Source organism: Streptomyces sp. TE5632 (assembly GCF_054061295.1).
On the sequence record NZ_JBSSEA010000003.1, the window covers coordinates 2,143,428 to 2,158,601 of the forward strand.

Consider the following 15,174-nt stretch of genomic DNA (forward strand, 5'->3'; position numbering starts at 1 on the left):
GAGAGGAAGAAAGGGCAGGGCGAATGAACCTCGGCTCCATGGACGACCTGACGACCGACATCACACCCGAGAAGCGCGAGCGTATTGATGCCATCAAGGCGGAGATGGTCGATGCGGAGCGCGGACACGAGTTGGCCACGCTCCGCAAAGCTCAAGACTCACGCGTTTCCTTTGGTGTCCGTAGTGATGGTGTCATCTGGTGATGTCGTGTCGTGGGTCCGGTACCGGTGCCGGTATGGCAGGCGCGTGCGAGGTTCGAATGTGTGACCTTTGCGCGGATGTGTCGTTGATCGGATGACAGCATCACGGGTGAAGGAGGACTGGTGAGCCGGAAGGTGCCGGTCGGCGAGGGCGAGACCTCCCGCACAGCGTGCACTCGTGGCCTGCTGCGCGCGGCGGTCGACGAGAAGACCGGTGAACTCATGTCCGCTTCCTTGCTGGCCGAGCGGGTCGGCTGGGCCGTGGACCTGGTGTCCGGCCTGACAAGCGAGCTGATGGCCGAACGCTGGAACACCACCGACGTGGACATCCTCGCCTCCGGTGAGGACGCGGGGGGCCGGAAGCTTCCGTCGAACGCCTGGATGGCGCTGCGCCGCCTGGGCTGGACCGTGACCGCTCCCAAGGGTGTGAAGGTCAACGACCGGATCGTGCGCATGGCCCAGGAACAGGCCGGCCGCACGCTCCGCTGTGCGAAGTGGCGCGCGGACCTCACCTGCGGTGTCCTTGGGACCTGGCCCGCCGATCCGGCCAGGCGGACCGCCCAGGAGTGGGACGCTGTCCGCGAAGCGGTACCCGGCGGGCAGCATCTGCCGTCCAGCGTCATCAAGTCCCGCACCCGGCAGATCGCCGCGTTCGCCAGGAAGCACGGGCGGATGCCGGCCGATGTGCTCCAGCTGGAGGCCGCGCCCCGGGCTGCCCGGATGCTGCTGCTGTCCGCCTGCGACGGACAGCAGGCCGCCATCGAACGGCACGAGAGCGATCCGGGCCGGGCACTGCTGCGCCTGCAGCTCCCCACCCGGCCCGACCCGTGCTCCCACCGGGACTGGACGTGGACCGCCTGCCCCGTCGCGCTGCCGCCGACGATCCCCAAAAGCGCGGTGCTGCACCTGCCCACCCTGCGCATCCACCAGGGCACGGTACGGGCCGATCTCGCCTACACCCACGCCGTCCCGAAGACCCGGCGTACCGGGCACACGGTCGCGCTCGGTGTGGACTGGGGCCTGAACACCCTGCTGTCAGCCGGCACCGCCCGCCTCCACGAGGACGGGCGTATCACCGCTCCCGGCAGCGGGGGCATGTTCCGCGCGGCCGGCGTGCTCGCGAAACAGCACCGGCTGCGCCGCCTGTTCGAGCACCTTCAGGCGAAGGCCGACCACTACCAGCGGCTCATCGGCGACGACACCGACCACCCGCTGGCGGCCAGGACGCTGGCCCTCACCGACGAAATCCGGCGCGTGTCTGCCCGGCGGTCGAACCTCAACAACGCCCTCGCGCAGGCTGCCGCCCGTTGGACCGTCGACCAGGCCATCGCCGCTTCGGCGAGCGTGGCCTACGTCGAAGACCTCCGCTCCATGGAGGCCCGCGGCATGGGCCGCACGATGAACACCCGGCTCTCCCAGCAGGTGCGCGGGCGGATCGTCGACCGGATGCGGCACCTGGCCGCCGAAGCAGGTATCGCCGTCATCACCGTCCCGGCCCGCAACACCTCCAGGCACTGCCCCCATGCCTCGTGCCGCTGCGGCACCGCAAGGCACCGGACCGGCCCACCACACCGGGCTGGAAATGGGCGCTCTGCCCGTCCTGCGGATACCGGGGCGACCGCGACACGGGCGCGTGGAAGCGTATCGCCGCACGCGGCCTGACCCACCAGGCCAAGACCGTCACAGACCGCACCGGCGGCGCCATGGCCATCCGCTCCGTGATCGACAACCTCGAAGCCGAAGCCGCCATCACCCCGACCACCAGCACCGGGTGGGACCGGTCCAAGACCGGACCCACCCGGCCTCAGACGGCACGTCCGACGCCCAGGCGACGCCCAGGCGACGCCGGACACCCTCCCCCACCAGACCGCAAGGCCCGGCGGGCAAGCGTCCGGAGGGACACGCTCACACGGACCGGACCCGGCTGCCCCGCGCAGCCCACCGGCACCAGGACGTGACGAGGACCAGCACACCCACCACCGGCCCCCGGCCACGCGGAGCAGCACTGGGCGCGGGCTTCCACCTGCACGCTCACGCTTCCCCGCCCAGGTGGGCAGAACCCCCACCGGACCCCACGGTTCGCACAGGTTCGCTCAGCTGATCAGAGACGCTTCACCCAGATCCAGGTCGCCAAGGCGATGGGCGTCACGCAGGGCCGGGTCAGCCAGATCGAGCGAGGCACCGCTCGCCTGGACACCTCGACGATGGCGGCGTACCTGCACGCGATCGGTGGCGAGCTGACCATAACGGCCACCGTGGGAAACCTTTCGGCACGGCTGTAGAGCGCACCGGACCGCAGCCCGGCGCCGGCCCTCTCACGCGTCCCACCTGCGGTTACGGCGCGCGCCACACGGATGCGGCGGCCTCACGGTACAGGGAACTCGCCGTGGCCAGGTGTCCGCGTACCTCGTCGTCAGCGGCGGCGACCCGGGCGAGATGCTCGGCACGGTGGTACGCCTTGGCCATGACCGGGTGACGCTCGATTTCGATCAGCACGGCCCAGTGGCTGGGGTAGGCGTGGACCGGCTTGAGCGAACCGTGTTCCACCGCTTCGGCGAGCGCCCGGTCCTTCGCCCGGTCGTATGCCGGCAGAAGGTCTGGGGCGACAACCGTGCAGGCGGCACGCAGGGCGCCCGGTGTGCGCTCCGGGCGAGGGATCAGTGGTCCACCGCCGACGGTCTCAGTGGGTTGCACGGGAGCGACTCCAGCCCCGTCGCCGCTCGCCCCGCCGCGACAAGCGTCAGGAAACAGCCCCCGGCGCCTTCGGGCGCCCCCGTCCCACCTGGGTCCGCACCGCCCCCATGCTCGCCGCGATGACCAGGGCGATGGCGGCGGCCTCGGTGAGGGTGAGGGCCTGGCTGAGGATGAGGAAGCCCGCGGCGGCGGCGATGGCCGGTTCCAGGCTCATCAGGATGGCGAAGGTGGAGGCGGGCAGACGGCGCAGGGCGAGGAGTTCCAGGGTGTACGGGAGGACGGAGGAGAGCACCGCGATCGCCGCACCCAGACCGAGGACCGTCGGGTCGAGGAGCTTGGTGCCGGACTCGGCGATGCCCAGCGGGAGGAACACCAGCGCCGCCACGCCCATGGCGAGGGCGAGCCCGTCGGCCTGCGGGAAGCGGCGGCCCGTACGCGCGCTGAAGACTATGTAGGCCGCCCACATGACACCGGCCCCCAGGGCGTAGGCGACACCCACGGGATCGAGGCTGTCGAAGCCCCCGCCGCCGAGCAGGGCGACACCGGCGAGGGCGAGTCCGGCCCAGACGAAGTTGATCGCGCGCCGGGAGGCCAGCACGGACAGGGCGAGCGGGCCGAGCACCTCCAGGGTGACCGCCGTACCGAGGGGGATGCGGGCGACGGACTGGTAGAAGAGGCCGTTCATCCCGGCCATCGCGAGTCCGAAGACGATCACCGTGGTCCAGTCGGCGCGCGAGTGCCCGCGCAGCCGGGGCCGGCACACCAGGAGCAGCACGACCGCGGCCACCAGCAGCCGCAGCGTCACGACGCCGAGCGCGCCGGCCCGCGGCATCAGGGTCACCGCGAGCGCCCCGCCGAACTGCACGGAGATCCCCCCGGCGAGCACCAGCCCGACGGGCCCCAGCGAGCCCCGTCCGCGCGGAGCACCCGCTCCGCCGGGCATATGCCCGGGAGCCGCCGCGGGGACGGCGGCCGGGGCCGGGACGGACGGGGTGGCGGAGCTGGGGGTGGTCACGGCGCCTTCCATGGGTTCGGTGCGGGGAGCGGGTGACCCCCTCGAGGATTGTGCATGAAGCTGAACTGTCCGGTCCAGAGTAATGGACTCGGTCAGCACCATGCAGCTTTCACGTACCTGACGATGAGGCCCGCGGCCCGCCCGGGTCAATCCGGTCCGTCATACGGACGACGACCGGACGGGCAACGACATGTCGCCGTAGGTCAACGGAAGGTCACCCACCGGTCTCGGCGGCTGTCGGCCGTGCCCGCTTCGAGACTCACCTGTGACGCCCCGTGCCGCACGTTCCGCCGCGCCCCGGCGTCACAGTCGCATGAGTCGGGTTCAACGGACCGAGGGGGAACGGACGATGAAGTGGCACGCGACGACGAAACAGCGCGGAACGACGAAGCGGCACGGGACACGACGGCTGAGCGGCGCGCTGCTGGCGTTCACGGCGGCGAGCGGCCTGCTGCTCACCGGATGCAACGCGGGCGACAACGAGAACGCGACGGCCGACAGCAAGTACGACCGCAAGGGGAACGGCTCGGCCCCGCTCCCCGCCCCCGACGGCCCCCAAGGCTCGGGCGAGCGACGCGAGGGCGGGCAGCGCGAGGGTGAGCAGGACTCCCGCGACATCGCCCCCGCGCCGGACTACCTGTCCACCTTCGCCCTCGACGTCGACACCGCCTCCTACGGCTACGCCCGCCGCACCCTCGCCGACGGCCGGCTGCCCGACCCGTCGACGGTCCGTCCCGAGGAGTTCGTCAACAGCTTCCGCCAGGACTACGAGCGCCCCGACGGCGACGGCTTCACGGTCACCGTCGACGGCGCCCGCACCGACGAGGACGACTGGTCCCTGGTCCGCGTCGGCCTCGCCACCCGCCCCGCCGAGCCGGACGGCGAGCGCCCGCCCGCGGCCCTCACCTTCGTCGTCGACATCTCCGGCTCCATGGCCGAACCGGGCCGCCTCGACCTCGCCCGGCAGTCCCTCGGCACCATGACGGACCGGCTGCGCGACGAGGACTCCGTGGCGATCGTCACCTTCAGCGACGAGGCCGAGACCGTCCTGCCGATGACCCGCCTCGACGGCAACCGGGGCGAGATCCACGACGCCGTCGACAGCCTGGAACCCGCCCGGTCCACCAACCTCGGCGCGGGCGTCGAGACCGGCTACGAGACCGCCGTCGAGGGCCTGCGCGAGGACGCCACCAACCGGGTCGTCCTCGTCTCCGACGCGCTCGCCAACACCGGCGAGACCGACGCCGACGCGATCCTCGAACGCATCGGGGAGTCCCGTCGCGAGCACGGCATCACCCTCTTCGGCGTGGGCGTCGGCAGCAACTACGGCGACGCCCTGATGGAACGCCTCGCCGACAAGGGCGACGGGCACACGGTGTACGTGTCCGACGAGGAGGAGGCCCGCGAGGTCTTCTGCGAACAGCTGCCCCGCAACATCGAGCTGACCGCCCGCGACGCCAAGGCCCAGGTCGCCTTCGACCCGCGGACCGTCGCCGAGTTCCGCCTCGTCGGCTACGACAACCGCCGCGTCGCCGACGAGGACTTCCGCGACGACGGCGTCGACGGCGGCGAGGTCGGCCCCGGCCACACCGTCACCGCCCTGTACGCGGTCCGTACGAGGTCCGGCGCCGACGGCCACCTCGCCACGGCCACGGTCCGCTGGCTCGACCCCGGCACCCGCGCCCCGCACGAGGAGACCGGCGACCTGGAGACCGACGCCCTCGACGACTCCGTCTGGACCGCGAACCGCGGCCTCACGCTCACCGCGACCGCCGCCTACTTCGCCGACGCCCTGCGCTCCTCCGACCACCGCCACAGCGCCCTGCCCGGCGCCCCCGGCCTCGGCGAACTCTCCGAACGCGCCGCCGACCTGTCCTCCCGAACCGAGGACAAGGCCATCCGCGAACTGACCCGAGCCATCCGCAACGCGAACCGCCTCGACTGAACCCTCACGAGTCTTCCCGCAGGGCCTCCGCCAGCACCTCCGCCAGGTGGCGTCCCCGGACGTCCGCCAGTTGGTCCAGTTGGGTGCGGCAGGAGTAGCCGTCGGCCAGGATCAGGGCGTCCTGCGGTGCCCGCCGTACCGCGGGGAGGAGTTGGTCCTCCGCGCAGGCCACCGACACCTCGTAGTGGCCCTGCTCGAAGCCGAAGTTGCCGGCGAGGCCGCAGCAGCCGCCGCTGAGGTCGCCGGTGAGGCCCGCGGCGGCGCGCAACCGGCGGTCGGCCGTGTCGCCGAGGACCGCGTGCTGGTGGCAGTGGGTCTGGCCGGTGACGGGGCGGTCCAGGGCCGGCGGGGTCCAGTCCGGTGCGTACTGCTCCAGGGTCTCCGCGAACGTGCGGACGCGGGAGGCCAGCCGCGCCGCTCGGGGGTCGTCGTGCAGCAGCTCCGGTGCGTCCGTGCGCAGGGTCGCCGCGCAGCTCGGCTCCAGGACGACCACCGGGGCGTCGGTGGCGAGCACCGGTTCCATCAGGTCGAGGGTGCGGCGCAGCACCGCGCGGGCGCGGTCGAGCTGGCCCGTGGAGATGTACGTCAGGCCGCAGCAGACCCGGCCGCGGCGGGCCGTCAGCAGCCGCAGCGCCGAGCGGGAACGCGCGTCCCCCACCGGGCCCCGGGCTCCGGCCAGGCGCAGCGTCGGGGGTAGCGCGACCCGCAGGCCCGCCGCCTCCAGGACCCGTACGGCCGCACGGCCCACGGAGGGCGAGAGGTGCTCGGTGAAGGTGTCCGGCCAGAGGACCACCAGAGCACCCGGGGCGGAGGGATCGGCGGTCCGCCGTCCCCGCCACCAGCGGGTGAACGTCTCCCCGGCCAGGCGCGGGATCTCCCGCTCCCCCGCGATCCCGCCCAGCCGTTTCGCCGCCCGCGCGAGCGGGCCCACCGAAGCGCCCGCGTTGACCAGCGCCGCCGACCTCGTACGCGCCACCCAGCCCAGCCACAGCGGCAGCCGTCCCATCGTGTGGTGGGCGGCGGGCCGGCGGCGACCGGCGTAGTGGTGGTGGAGGAACTCCGCCTTGTAGGTGGCCATGTCGACCTCGACCGGGCAGTCCGAACGGCAGCCCTTGCAGGACAGGCACAGGTCCAGCGCGTCCCGTACCTCCGTGGACCGCCAGCCGTCGGTCACCAGCTCGCCGGCGAGCATCTCGTGCAGCAGGCGCGCGCGCCCGCGCGTGGAGTGCTCCTCCTGGCCCGTCGCCCGGAACGACGGGCACATCACCGCCGGCCCCGACACCGACTCCGTACGGCACTTGGCGACGCCCACGCAACGGCGGACCGCCGCGGAGAAGTCGCCGCCGTCGGCGGGGTAGCCGAAGGCGACGTCCACCGGTTCGCGCGGGAGGACGGCGAAGCGGAGGTTCGCGTCCAGGGGCTCGGGGCGCACCAGCATCCCCGGGTTGAGCAGGTCGTCCGGGTCCCAGACGCCCTTGACCCGCTCGAAGAGGGCCACCGTCTCCGGGCCGTACATGCGCGGCAGCAGCTCCGCGCGCGCCTGCCCGTCGCCGTGCTCGCCGGACAGCGAGCCGCCGTGGGCCACGACCAGGTCGGCGAGTTCCCCGGAGAAGGTCCGGAAGCGGGCGATGCCCGGTTCCGTCAGCAGGTCGAAGTCGATACGGACGTGGATGCAGCCGTCCCCGAAGTGCCCGTACGGCGCCCCGCGCAGCCCGTGGGCGGCCAGCAGCCCCCGGAAGTCCCGCAGGTACGCGCCGAGCCGGGCGGGCGGCACCGCACAGTCCTCCCACCCGGGCCAGGCCTCCGTACCGTCCGGCATCCGGGTCGCCGTGCCGCTCGCGTCCTCCCGGATCCGCCACAGGGCGCGCTGCCGGACCGGGTCGGTCACCACCAGGGAGTCGACGACGTCCGCCGCGCGGACGATCGCGTCCGCACGTGCGCGTGCCTCGTCCTCCGTGTCCCCGCCGGTCTCGACGAACAGCCAGGCGCCACCGCGCGGAAGGTCCACCGAGGACGGCACCAGGTCCGCCGCCATGCCCTCCACGGTCAGCGGGTGGTACGCCAGCAGCCCGGCCGCGGCCTCGGCGGCGCCGCTCTCGTCGGCGTACGCCAGCACGGCGAGCACACGCGCGCGTGGGGCGCGCACCAGCTCCACGACCGCCTCCGTCAGCACGCCCAGCGTGCCCTCGGAGCCGCAGAAGGAGCGGGCGACGTCGGCGCCCTTCTCGGGCAGCAGGGCGTCCAGGGCGTATCCGGAGATACGGCGGGGCAGCTCGGGGAAACCGGTGCGCAGGCGGGCGAGTTCGCCGTCCACCAGCTCCCGCAGTCCCGCCGGGGCCCCGGCCCACCCCGGTCCGGGCCGCAACCGCTCACCGCGCGGGGTGATCACCGACAGTTCCCGCACGCTGTCCGCCGTCGTCCCCCAGGCGACCGAGTGGGAGCCGCAGGAGTTGTTGCCGATCATGCCGCCGAGGGTGCAGCGGCTGTGCGTGGAGGGGTCCGGGCCGAAGCGCAGCCCGTGCGGGGCGGCGGCCTCCTGGAGCCGGTCCAGGACGAGGCCGGGCTGGACGACGGCCGTGCGGGTCTCCGGGTCGAGGGACAGCAGCCGGTTCATGTGCCGGGTGAGGTCGAGCACCACGCCGGTGCCGGTCGCCTGGCCCGCGATCGACGTGCCGCCGCCGCGCGGCACCACGGGGACGCCGTGCTCCCCGCAGACGGCGAGGGTCGCCGCCACGTCGTCGGCGTCCCGCGGCGACACCACGCCCAGCGGCACCCGGCGGTAGTTGGAGGCGTCCATGGTGGTCAGCGCCCGCGCGGTGACGCCGAAGTCCACCTCGCCGCGCACGTCCGCGCGCAGCCCGGCCCGCAGTTCCCGGAGATCCGTCATGCCCCCAGGATGCCCCCGGGACGGGCGGAACCACCGGCGACGGCGCACACCCCGCGCGGCGCACAGGCCGGGGCCGCCGGGGGGCCGATTCCCTCAGGAGGGACTCAAATCCCAAGAACGAGACCGGAATCTTCCCAAGCAGATCACGAACTTGCATATAGTGACCGCGAGTTGCGCGCAGTTGTCGGCCCTCGCTCCAGAAGCGACCCCGAAACCGGGTCCGGCGACCCCATGGACCACTCGAGGACCGCGCGGACCACACGTGCAGACGACACGGGCAGACGACGGCGTATGCCCCGCGGACCCGACCGAGGACCCGACCGAGGACCCTGATTGATGACCTCCCCCCTGCTCCCCGGCGACCGCCCCACCCCCCGCAGCCTGCTGCCCGTGTCCCTGCTCACCGCGGCGCTCTCCGCGGTCGGGGTCGTCGTCGCGGTGCTCCTGGGACCGGCCTCCGCGCGCGGCGTCCTCACGGCGGCCGGAGTGATCGCCGCCCTGCTGCTGTGCGCGGCCGTCACCTGGGCCACCCACGCCGTCCTGACGGCGCGAGCGCTCCGCGGGCGGCTGGAGGAGGTCACCCAGGACGTCGGCCGGCTGCTCCAGGAGCGCGCCCGGCAGGCGGAGGAGGCCCGCCGCCAGCACGAGCGGCTGACCGGCGAACTCACCCGGGAGCGGGCCCGGTTGTCGGCCGACCTGGACCAGGAGCGGGCCCGCCTCGCGAAGTCCGTGGCGGCGGAGCGCGAGCGCCTCAGCGAGCAACACGCCACCACCACGGCCCGGTTGACGCAGGAGTACACCGCCGAGCGGGCCCGCCTGACCGACGCCCACGCCACCGAACTCGCCCGGCTGAGGGACGACCACGCCGCCGAGCTCTCCCGGCTCGCCGAGGAGCACGCCGGGGAACTGCGCCGGCGCGCCGAGGAACACGAGGCGCACACCGCCCGACTGGTCCAGCAGCACACCGACGAGCGCGACCGGCTCGACGCGGAACTCAAGCGGCTCGGCGAGGAGCGGGCGCGGCTGTCACAGGACCGGGACCGGCACATCGGGGAGAACGCGCGGCTGGCCGTCCGGCTGCGCGAGGCCGACGGCGCCCGCGCCGCCGCGCTGTCCGCGACGGCCAACGCGGCCGGCCGGATGCAGGCCCTGTCCACCGGCATGCTCGCGGACCTGCGCGCGATGGAGGACAAGCACCACGACGAGGAGGTCCTCGCCGACCTCCTCCACCTCGACCACCGCACCGCGCAGGCGGGCAGGCTCGCCGACTCCGTCGCCGTCCTCACCGGCGCCCGCTCGGGCCGCCGCTGGGCCCGGCCGATCCGCATGGAGTCGATCCTGCGCGGCGCCATGGGCAGGATCAGCGGCTACCGGCGCGTCCGCGTCCACTCCGCCGCCGACACCGCCGTCGCCGGGCACGCCGCCGAGGGCGTGATGCACGCGCTCGCCGAACTCCTGGACAACGCCGCCAACTTCTCGCCGCCGACCGCCGAGGTCCACGTCTACGTGGAGGAGGTGCCGGCCGGCGTCATCGTCTCCGTCGAGGACAGCGGGCTCGTCATGGGCGAGGCCCAGCTGCGGCGCGCCGAGCGTGCCGTCTCCGGCGAGACCAGCGGGCTCGGCGGCCTCACCGGCACCCGGCTCGGACTCGCCGTGGTGGGCCGGCTGGCCCGGCGCTACGGCCTCCGGGTCTCCTACCGGCCCTCGGCCCGCGGTGGCACGGGCGTGCTGATGCTCGTACCGCAGGACATCCTCGTATCGCCGGACGCGCCCCACACCCCGCCCACCGGCGCCCCCGCCCCGACGGGCACCCGCACCGAGGCGCCCGCGCGGCCCGCGCGAGCCGCGCGGCCCGCGCGCTCCGAGGCGGAGACACCGGCGAGCACGGCACCCGGGCCGTCCACGCCGGGCCTCCCCCAGCGCCACAGCACCCGCCCGGCCGAGGCACCGGCCGCCCACCCCGCCGACGCCACGGCCCCGGAGCGGAAGCGGGAAACGGGCCAAGGCCCCACGGCCACGCCGACGCCCGCGGCGGCGACCGGCCACTCGTACGCGGCACACCGCGCCGGAGCCGACCTCGACCCCGACCCGGTACCCACCCACGAGTCCCCGGACCGGCACACGGACCCGAGCCCGAACACAGGCGCCGGCACCGGCACCGGCACGGACGCATCCGCGCCGGACGCGCCCCCGCTCGACCTGCCGCGCCGCCGCCGCGGCCGCACCCTCGCCGAGGCCGAGCGCACCCGAGGCGCCGGGACCCGCTCCACCACCCCGCGCCCCGCGGCACCCACCGCCGAGGAGACGAGGGCCCGCACGGCCCGCTTCAGCAGCTTCCGCCAGGCCGTCCGCGCCACCGCCCCGGACGACGCGGCGCCCTGCACGGAAGCAGCACCCTGCACAGAAACGGACACAGGCACAGGCACAGACACAGACACCGGCACGAGCACAGACAGCGGCACAAGCACCGCCCCCCTCGACACCCCCACCCCGACCCCCACCCCCGTAACACCGGAAGGCGACACCACCTCATGACCGGCACGACGACCGCCGACGAGAAGCTCACCTGGCTGATAGAGGGCCTGTTGGAGCGCACGCCGGGCGCGCGGCACGCGCTCGTGCTGTCCAGGGACGGCCTGAAACTGTGCCGCACCCCCGAGCTCTCCGCCGACCAGGCCGACCAGCTCGCCGCGATCGCCGCGGGCATCCAGTCCCTGTCGCACGGCGCGTCCGTGGAGTTCGGCGACGGCAGCGGAGGCGTCAGGTCGGCGATGACCGAGTTCTACGGCGGCGTGCTGTTCATCGTGGAGGCCGGCCAGGGCGCGCATCTGGCCGTCGTCACCGACGAGGACGCCGACGCCGGGCTCATCGGGCACAACATGAGCGAGCTGGTGGAGCAGCTCGGGGAGCACCTGACCGCGCCGCCGCGCACCTCATGAGCAGGCCGGGCAGGGACGACGCCCCCGACCGCCTCTACACCGTCACCGGCGGACGCAGCCGGTCCGGGGCCGACAACCCCTTCGACCTGGTGACCCTGGTCGTCGCCGAATGCGATCCGGTGCCGGGCATGCAGTCCGAGCACGCCGCGATCCTGCGGCTGACCGAACGACCCACGGCGGTCGTGGAGATCGCGGCCGAGCTGAAGCTGCCGGTGAGCATCACCCGCATCCTGCTCGCCGACCTCCAGGCGGCGGGACGCGTCAGCGCCCGCCACCCCCGCCAGGCCGCCGTACCCGACCCCGACATCCTGGAGCAGGTGCTCGTTGGACTCCGCAACCTCTGAGACGCGTACACCGCTGGGCGCGTCGGCCGACAACGGCCTCAAGATCGTGGTCGTGGGCGGCTTCGGCGTCGGCAAGACGACGATGGTCCGCTCGGTGAGCGAGATACGTCCCCTCAACACCGAGGAGACGATGACCCGGGCCGGGGAGGCCGTCGACGACGTCAGCGCGGTGAGCGGCAAGACCGCGACCACCGTCGCCTTCGACTTCGGCCGCATCACCCTGGACCGGCGCAATGTGCTGTACCTGTTCGGGGCACCCGGCCAGGAACGCTTCTGGTTCCTGTGGGACCGGCTGTTCTCCGGCACCCTGGGCGCGGTCGTCCTGGTCGACACCCGGCGCATCGACGAATCCTGGTACGCCATCGACCGGCTGGAGAAGCACGGCACGCCGTTCATCGTGGCCTGCAACGACTTCGGCGGCCCCGCCTTCGCCCCGGAGCAGATCCGCGAGGCCCTCGACCTCGATCCGCACGTCCCGCTGGTCACCTGCGACGCACGGTCCCGGGAGTCCAGCAAGCTGGTGCTGATCACGCTGGTGGAGCACATCCAGGCCCGCTACGCCGACCCGGCCCGAGCCCCTCGTCAGGAGCTGGTGTGAGCCCCACCCCCGCGTCCGCAGCCACCGCCCCCGTCGCCTTCAGCGGGCCCCTGCTCCAGGACGACCCGGCCAGGGTGTACCGGGAGATGCGGCGCGACCACGGCAGCGTGGTACCGGTGCTGCTCGACGGCGACGTACCGGCCTGGCTGGTGCTCGGCTACCGCGAGCTGCACCAGATCACCGGCGACCCGGTGCTGTTCAGCCGCGACTCCGACCTGTGGAGCCAGTGGGAGAACATCCCCGACGACTGGCCGCTGCTGCCGATGATCGGCCGCAAGCAGCCCTCCATCCTCTACACCGTCGGCGAGCGGCACCGCGAGCGCGCCGGGATGATGGTCCACGCGCTGGAGGCGGTGGACCCGTTCGAACTGCGCGGCTACGCCGAGAAGTTCGCCGACGAGCTGATCGACGGCATCTGCCACGGGGGCACCGCCGACATCGTCGGTGAGTTCGCGACGCTGCTGCCGGTACGCGTACTGGCCCGGCTCTACGGCTTCTCCGACGAGCAGGGACCGGCCCTGGTCACCGCCCTCAACGACATGATCGACGGGCGGGAGCGGGCGCTGGCGGGCCAGACCCACCTGTTCACGTCGATGACCGAACTGGTCGCCGCCCGCAGGGACGAGCCCGCCCGGGACGTGGCGTCGCGGATGCTCGCCGACACCTCCGGGTTCACCGACGAGGAGATCGTCCAGGACCTGATGGTGATGATGGCGGCCGGACACCAGCCGACCGCCGACTGGATCGGCAACTCCCTGCACCTGATGCTGACGGACAACCGGTTCGCCGCGTCCCTCTTCGGCGGCCGCAACAGCGTCGCCGAGGCGATGAACGAGGTGCTGTGGGAGGACACCCCCACCCAGAACGTGGCCGGCCGCTGGGCCTCCCGCGACACCCAGCTGGGCGGCCGCCGCATCCGCGCCGGTGACATGCTGCTCCTCGGCCTCCAGGGCGCCAACTCCGATCCCCAGGTGCGTACCGACGGCTCCGCCCTGACCGGCGGGAACGGCGCGCACTTCTCCTTCGGCCACGGGGAGCACCGGTGCCCGTTCCCGGCGCAGGAGATCGCCGAGGTGATCGCGCGGACCGGCATCGAGGTCGTCCTGGACCGGCTGCCGGACATCGACCTCGCGGTACCGGCCGCGTCCCTGACCCGCCGCCCCTCGCCGTGGCTCCGCGGGCTGTCCGAACTTCCGGTCACGTTCACACCCACTCCCGCCCTTGGAGGCAAGCTCAGATGACGGCTGCTGGTACGGACTCTCCCACCACCACGACGGACACCGGCCAGACCCCCATCCACCTCGACCCGTTCGTCTCCGACCTGGAGTCGGAGAGCGCGGCGCTGCGGGCCGCCGGGCCCCTCGCACGCGTGGTCCTGCCCGGCGACGTACCGGTGTGGGCGGTCACGCACCACGCCGAGGCGAAGAAGCTGCTCACCGACCCCCGGCTGGTGAAGGACATCAACGTCTGGGGCGCCTGGCAGCGCGGCGAGATCGCCCCCGACTGGCCGCTGATCGGGCTCGCCAACCCGCCCCGCTCCATGCTCACCGTGGACGGCGCCGACCACCGCCGGCTGCGCACCCTGGTCGCGCAGGCGCTCACGCCCCGCCGGGTGGAGCAGATGCGGGAGCGGATCACCGAGCTGACCGAGGGCCTGCTGGACAAGGTGGCCGCGGAGCCGGGCGAAACGGTCGACCTGAAGGCCCTGTTCGCCTACCCGCTGCCGATGTACGTGGTCGCCGACCTGATGGGGCTCGCCGAGGAGCGGCTGCCGCGGCTGAAGGAGCTGTTCGAGAAGTTCTTCTCGACGCAGACCCCGCCGGAAGAGGTCATCGCGACGCTGACCGAACTGGCGCAGATCATGGCCGAGACGGTCGCGCGCAAGCGGGAGAACCCCGGCGACGACCTGACCTCCGCGCTGATCCAGGCATCCGAGGACGGCAACCGGCTCACCGACCAGGAGATCGTCTCCACGCTCCAGCTGATGATCGCGGCCGGCCACGAGACGACGATCTCGCTCATCGTCAACGCGGTGGTCAACCTCTCCACCCACCCCGAGCAGCGCGAGCTGGTGCTGTCCGGCAAGGCGGACTGGTCGGCGGTGGTCGAGGAGACCCTGCGGTACTCCACACCCACCTCCCACGTGCTGATCCGGTTCGCCACCGAGGACGTGCAGGTCGGCGACACCGTCCTCCCGGCCGGGGAGGCGCTGATCGTGTCGTACGCCGCGATCGGCCGGGACGAGCAGGCCCACGGCCCCACCGCCGGCGTCTTCGACATCACCCGCGAGACCGCCAACCGCCACATCTCCTTCGGGCACGGCCCGCACGTGTGCCCCGGCGCGGCCCTCTCCCGGCTGGAGGCGGACGTCGCCCTGCCGGCCCTGTACGCGCGCTTCCCGAAGCTGGACCTGGCGGTCCCGGCGACCGAACTCCGCAACAAGCCGGTGGTCACCCAGAACGACCTGTACGAACTGCCGGTGACCCTCGGCGGCTGACCTTTCCGAACCGGCTTTCGGAACGGCTTTCGGGCGGCCTTCGAGCGGCCTTCGG

At 73.3% G+C, this 15,174-nt stretch carries 12 protein-coding genes and 1 pseudogene; 10 read left to right on the forward strand and 3 right to left on the reverse strand.

The genetic code is table 11. The features are described from left to right. Positions 1-38: 38 nt before the first annotated feature. The 3 genes and pseudogenes from ACVW19_RS14775 to ACVW19_RS14785 form a co-directional block, all read left to right on the forward strand. A complete protein-coding gene (locus ACVW19_RS14775; protein WP_457459858.1) occupies positions 39-203 on the forward strand; it encodes a hypothetical protein in 165 nt (54 codons plus the stop codon). A gap of 120 nt (positions 204-323) precedes the next feature. Continuing rightward, the gene (locus ACVW19_RS14780; RefSeq protein WP_457459859.1) at positions 324-1,862 is read left to right on the forward strand and encodes a zinc ribbon domain-containing protein; all 1,539 of its coding nucleotides are present in this window, start codon (positions 324-326) and stop codon (positions 1,860-1,862) included. A 452-nt stretch (positions 1,863-2,314) separates the two neighbouring features. Beyond that, positions 2,315-2,482, forward strand: a pseudogene (locus ACVW19_RS14785) (helix-turn-helix domain-containing protein); the annotation flags it as partial. A gap of 52 nt (positions 2,483-2,534) precedes the next feature. Here the strand turns inward: ACVW19_RS14785 and ACVW19_RS14790 are convergent. Both ACVW19_RS14790 and ACVW19_RS14795 read right to left on the reverse strand, forming a co-directional pair. Next, positions 2,535-2,894: a hypothetical protein gene (locus ACVW19_RS14790; protein ID WP_457459860.1), complete on the reverse strand. Its 360-nt coding sequence runs from the start codon at positions 2,892-2,894 to the stop codon at positions 2,535-2,537. A 46-nt stretch (positions 2,895-2,940) separates the two neighbouring features. Further along, positions 2,941-3,909, reverse strand: a complete 969-nt coding sequence (locus ACVW19_RS14795) for an EamA family transporter (RefSeq protein ID WP_457459861.1) — start codon at positions 3,907-3,909, stop codon at positions 2,941-2,943. Positions 3,910-4,258: 349 nt separating this feature from the next. Between ACVW19_RS14795 and ACVW19_RS14800 the strand changes: the two genes are divergently transcribed. Beyond that, entirely contained in the window at positions 4,259-5,854 is a 1,596-nt protein-coding gene (locus ACVW19_RS14800; protein WP_457459862.1) for a YfbK domain-containing protein, read from the forward strand. 4 nt (positions 5,855-5,858) lie between these two features. Here the strand turns inward: ACVW19_RS14800 and ACVW19_RS14805 are convergent, their stop codons facing one another. After that, complete coding sequence (locus ACVW19_RS14805; protein WP_457459863.1) at positions 5,859-8,741, reverse strand: FAD-linked oxidase C-terminal domain-containing protein; 2,883 nt, start codon at positions 8,739-8,741, stop codon at positions 5,859-5,861. A gap of 336 nt (positions 8,742-9,077) precedes the next feature. Here ACVW19_RS14805 and ACVW19_RS14810 point away from each other — a divergent pair, with 336 nt between their 5' ends. Genes ACVW19_RS14810 through ACVW19_RS14835 form a run of 6 tightly spaced genes read left to right on the forward strand, consistent with a single transcriptional unit; the run spans position 9,078 to position 15,119 of the window. After that, positions 9,078-11,276 (forward strand): ATP-binding protein, encoded by a 2,199-nt coding sequence (locus ACVW19_RS14810; protein ID WP_457459864.1) that lies wholly within the window; start codon positions 9,078-9,080, stop codon positions 11,274-11,276. After that, the gene (locus tag ACVW19_RS14815; protein WP_279335345.1) at positions 11,273-11,680 is read left to right on the forward strand and encodes a roadblock/LC7 domain-containing protein; all 408 of its coding nucleotides are present in this window, start codon (positions 11,273-11,275) and stop codon (positions 11,678-11,680) included. Before ACVW19_RS14810 ends, ACVW19_RS14815 begins: the two co-directional genes overlap by 4 nt. Then, entirely contained in the window at positions 11,677-12,024 is a 348-nt protein-coding gene (locus tag ACVW19_RS14820; RefSeq protein WP_109379351.1) for a DUF742 domain-containing protein, read from the forward strand. Before ACVW19_RS14815 ends, ACVW19_RS14820 begins: the two co-directional genes overlap by 4 nt. Then, a complete protein-coding gene (locus ACVW19_RS14825) occupies positions 12,005-12,622 on the forward strand; it encodes a GTP-binding protein (protein WP_457459865.1) in 618 nt (205 codons plus the stop codon). Before ACVW19_RS14820 ends, ACVW19_RS14825 begins: the two co-directional genes overlap by 20 nt. After that, positions 12,619-13,863, forward strand: a complete 1,245-nt coding sequence (locus ACVW19_RS14830) for a cytochrome P450 (RefSeq protein WP_457459866.1) — start codon at positions 12,619-12,621, stop codon at positions 13,861-13,863. Before ACVW19_RS14825 ends, ACVW19_RS14830 begins: the two co-directional genes overlap by 4 nt. Further along, positions 13,860-15,119 (forward strand): cytochrome P450 family protein, encoded by a 1,260-nt coding sequence (locus ACVW19_RS14835; protein ID WP_457459867.1) that lies wholly within the window; start codon positions 13,860-13,862, stop codon positions 15,117-15,119. Before ACVW19_RS14830 ends, ACVW19_RS14835 begins: the two co-directional genes overlap by 4 nt. The last annotated feature ends 55 nt before the right edge of the window (positions 15,120-15,174 follow it).

What these genes read in the sequence shown, in the direction of transcription:
- ACVW19_RS14775 (WP_457459858.1), top strand. Translation starts at nt 39, where the DNA reads ATGGACGACCTGACGACCGACATCACACCCGAGAAGCGCGAGCGTATT.
- ACVW19_RS14800 (WP_457459862.1), top strand. Translation starts at nt 4,259, where the DNA reads ATGAAGTGGCACGCGACGACGAAACAGCGCGGAACGACGAAGCGGCAC.
- ACVW19_RS14805 (WP_457459863.1), bottom strand. Translation starts at nt 8,741, where the DNA reads ATGACGGATCTCCGGGAACTGCGGGCCGGGCTGCGCGCGGACGTGCGC.
- ACVW19_RS14810 (WP_457459864.1), top strand. Translation starts at nt 9,078, where the DNA reads ATGACCTCCCCCCTGCTCCCCGGCGACCGCCCCACCCCCCGCAGCCTG.
- ACVW19_RS14815 (WP_279335345.1), top strand. Translation starts at nt 11,273, where the DNA reads ATGACCGGCACGACGACCGCCGACGAGAAGCTCACCTGGCTGATAGAG.
- ACVW19_RS14820 (WP_109379351.1), top strand. Translation starts at nt 11,677, where the DNA reads ATGAGCAGGCCGGGCAGGGACGACGCCCCCGACCGCCTCTACACCGTC.
- ACVW19_RS14835 (WP_457459867.1), top strand. Translation starts at nt 13,860, where the DNA reads ATGACGGCTGCTGGTACGGACTCTCCCACCACCACGACGGACACCGGC.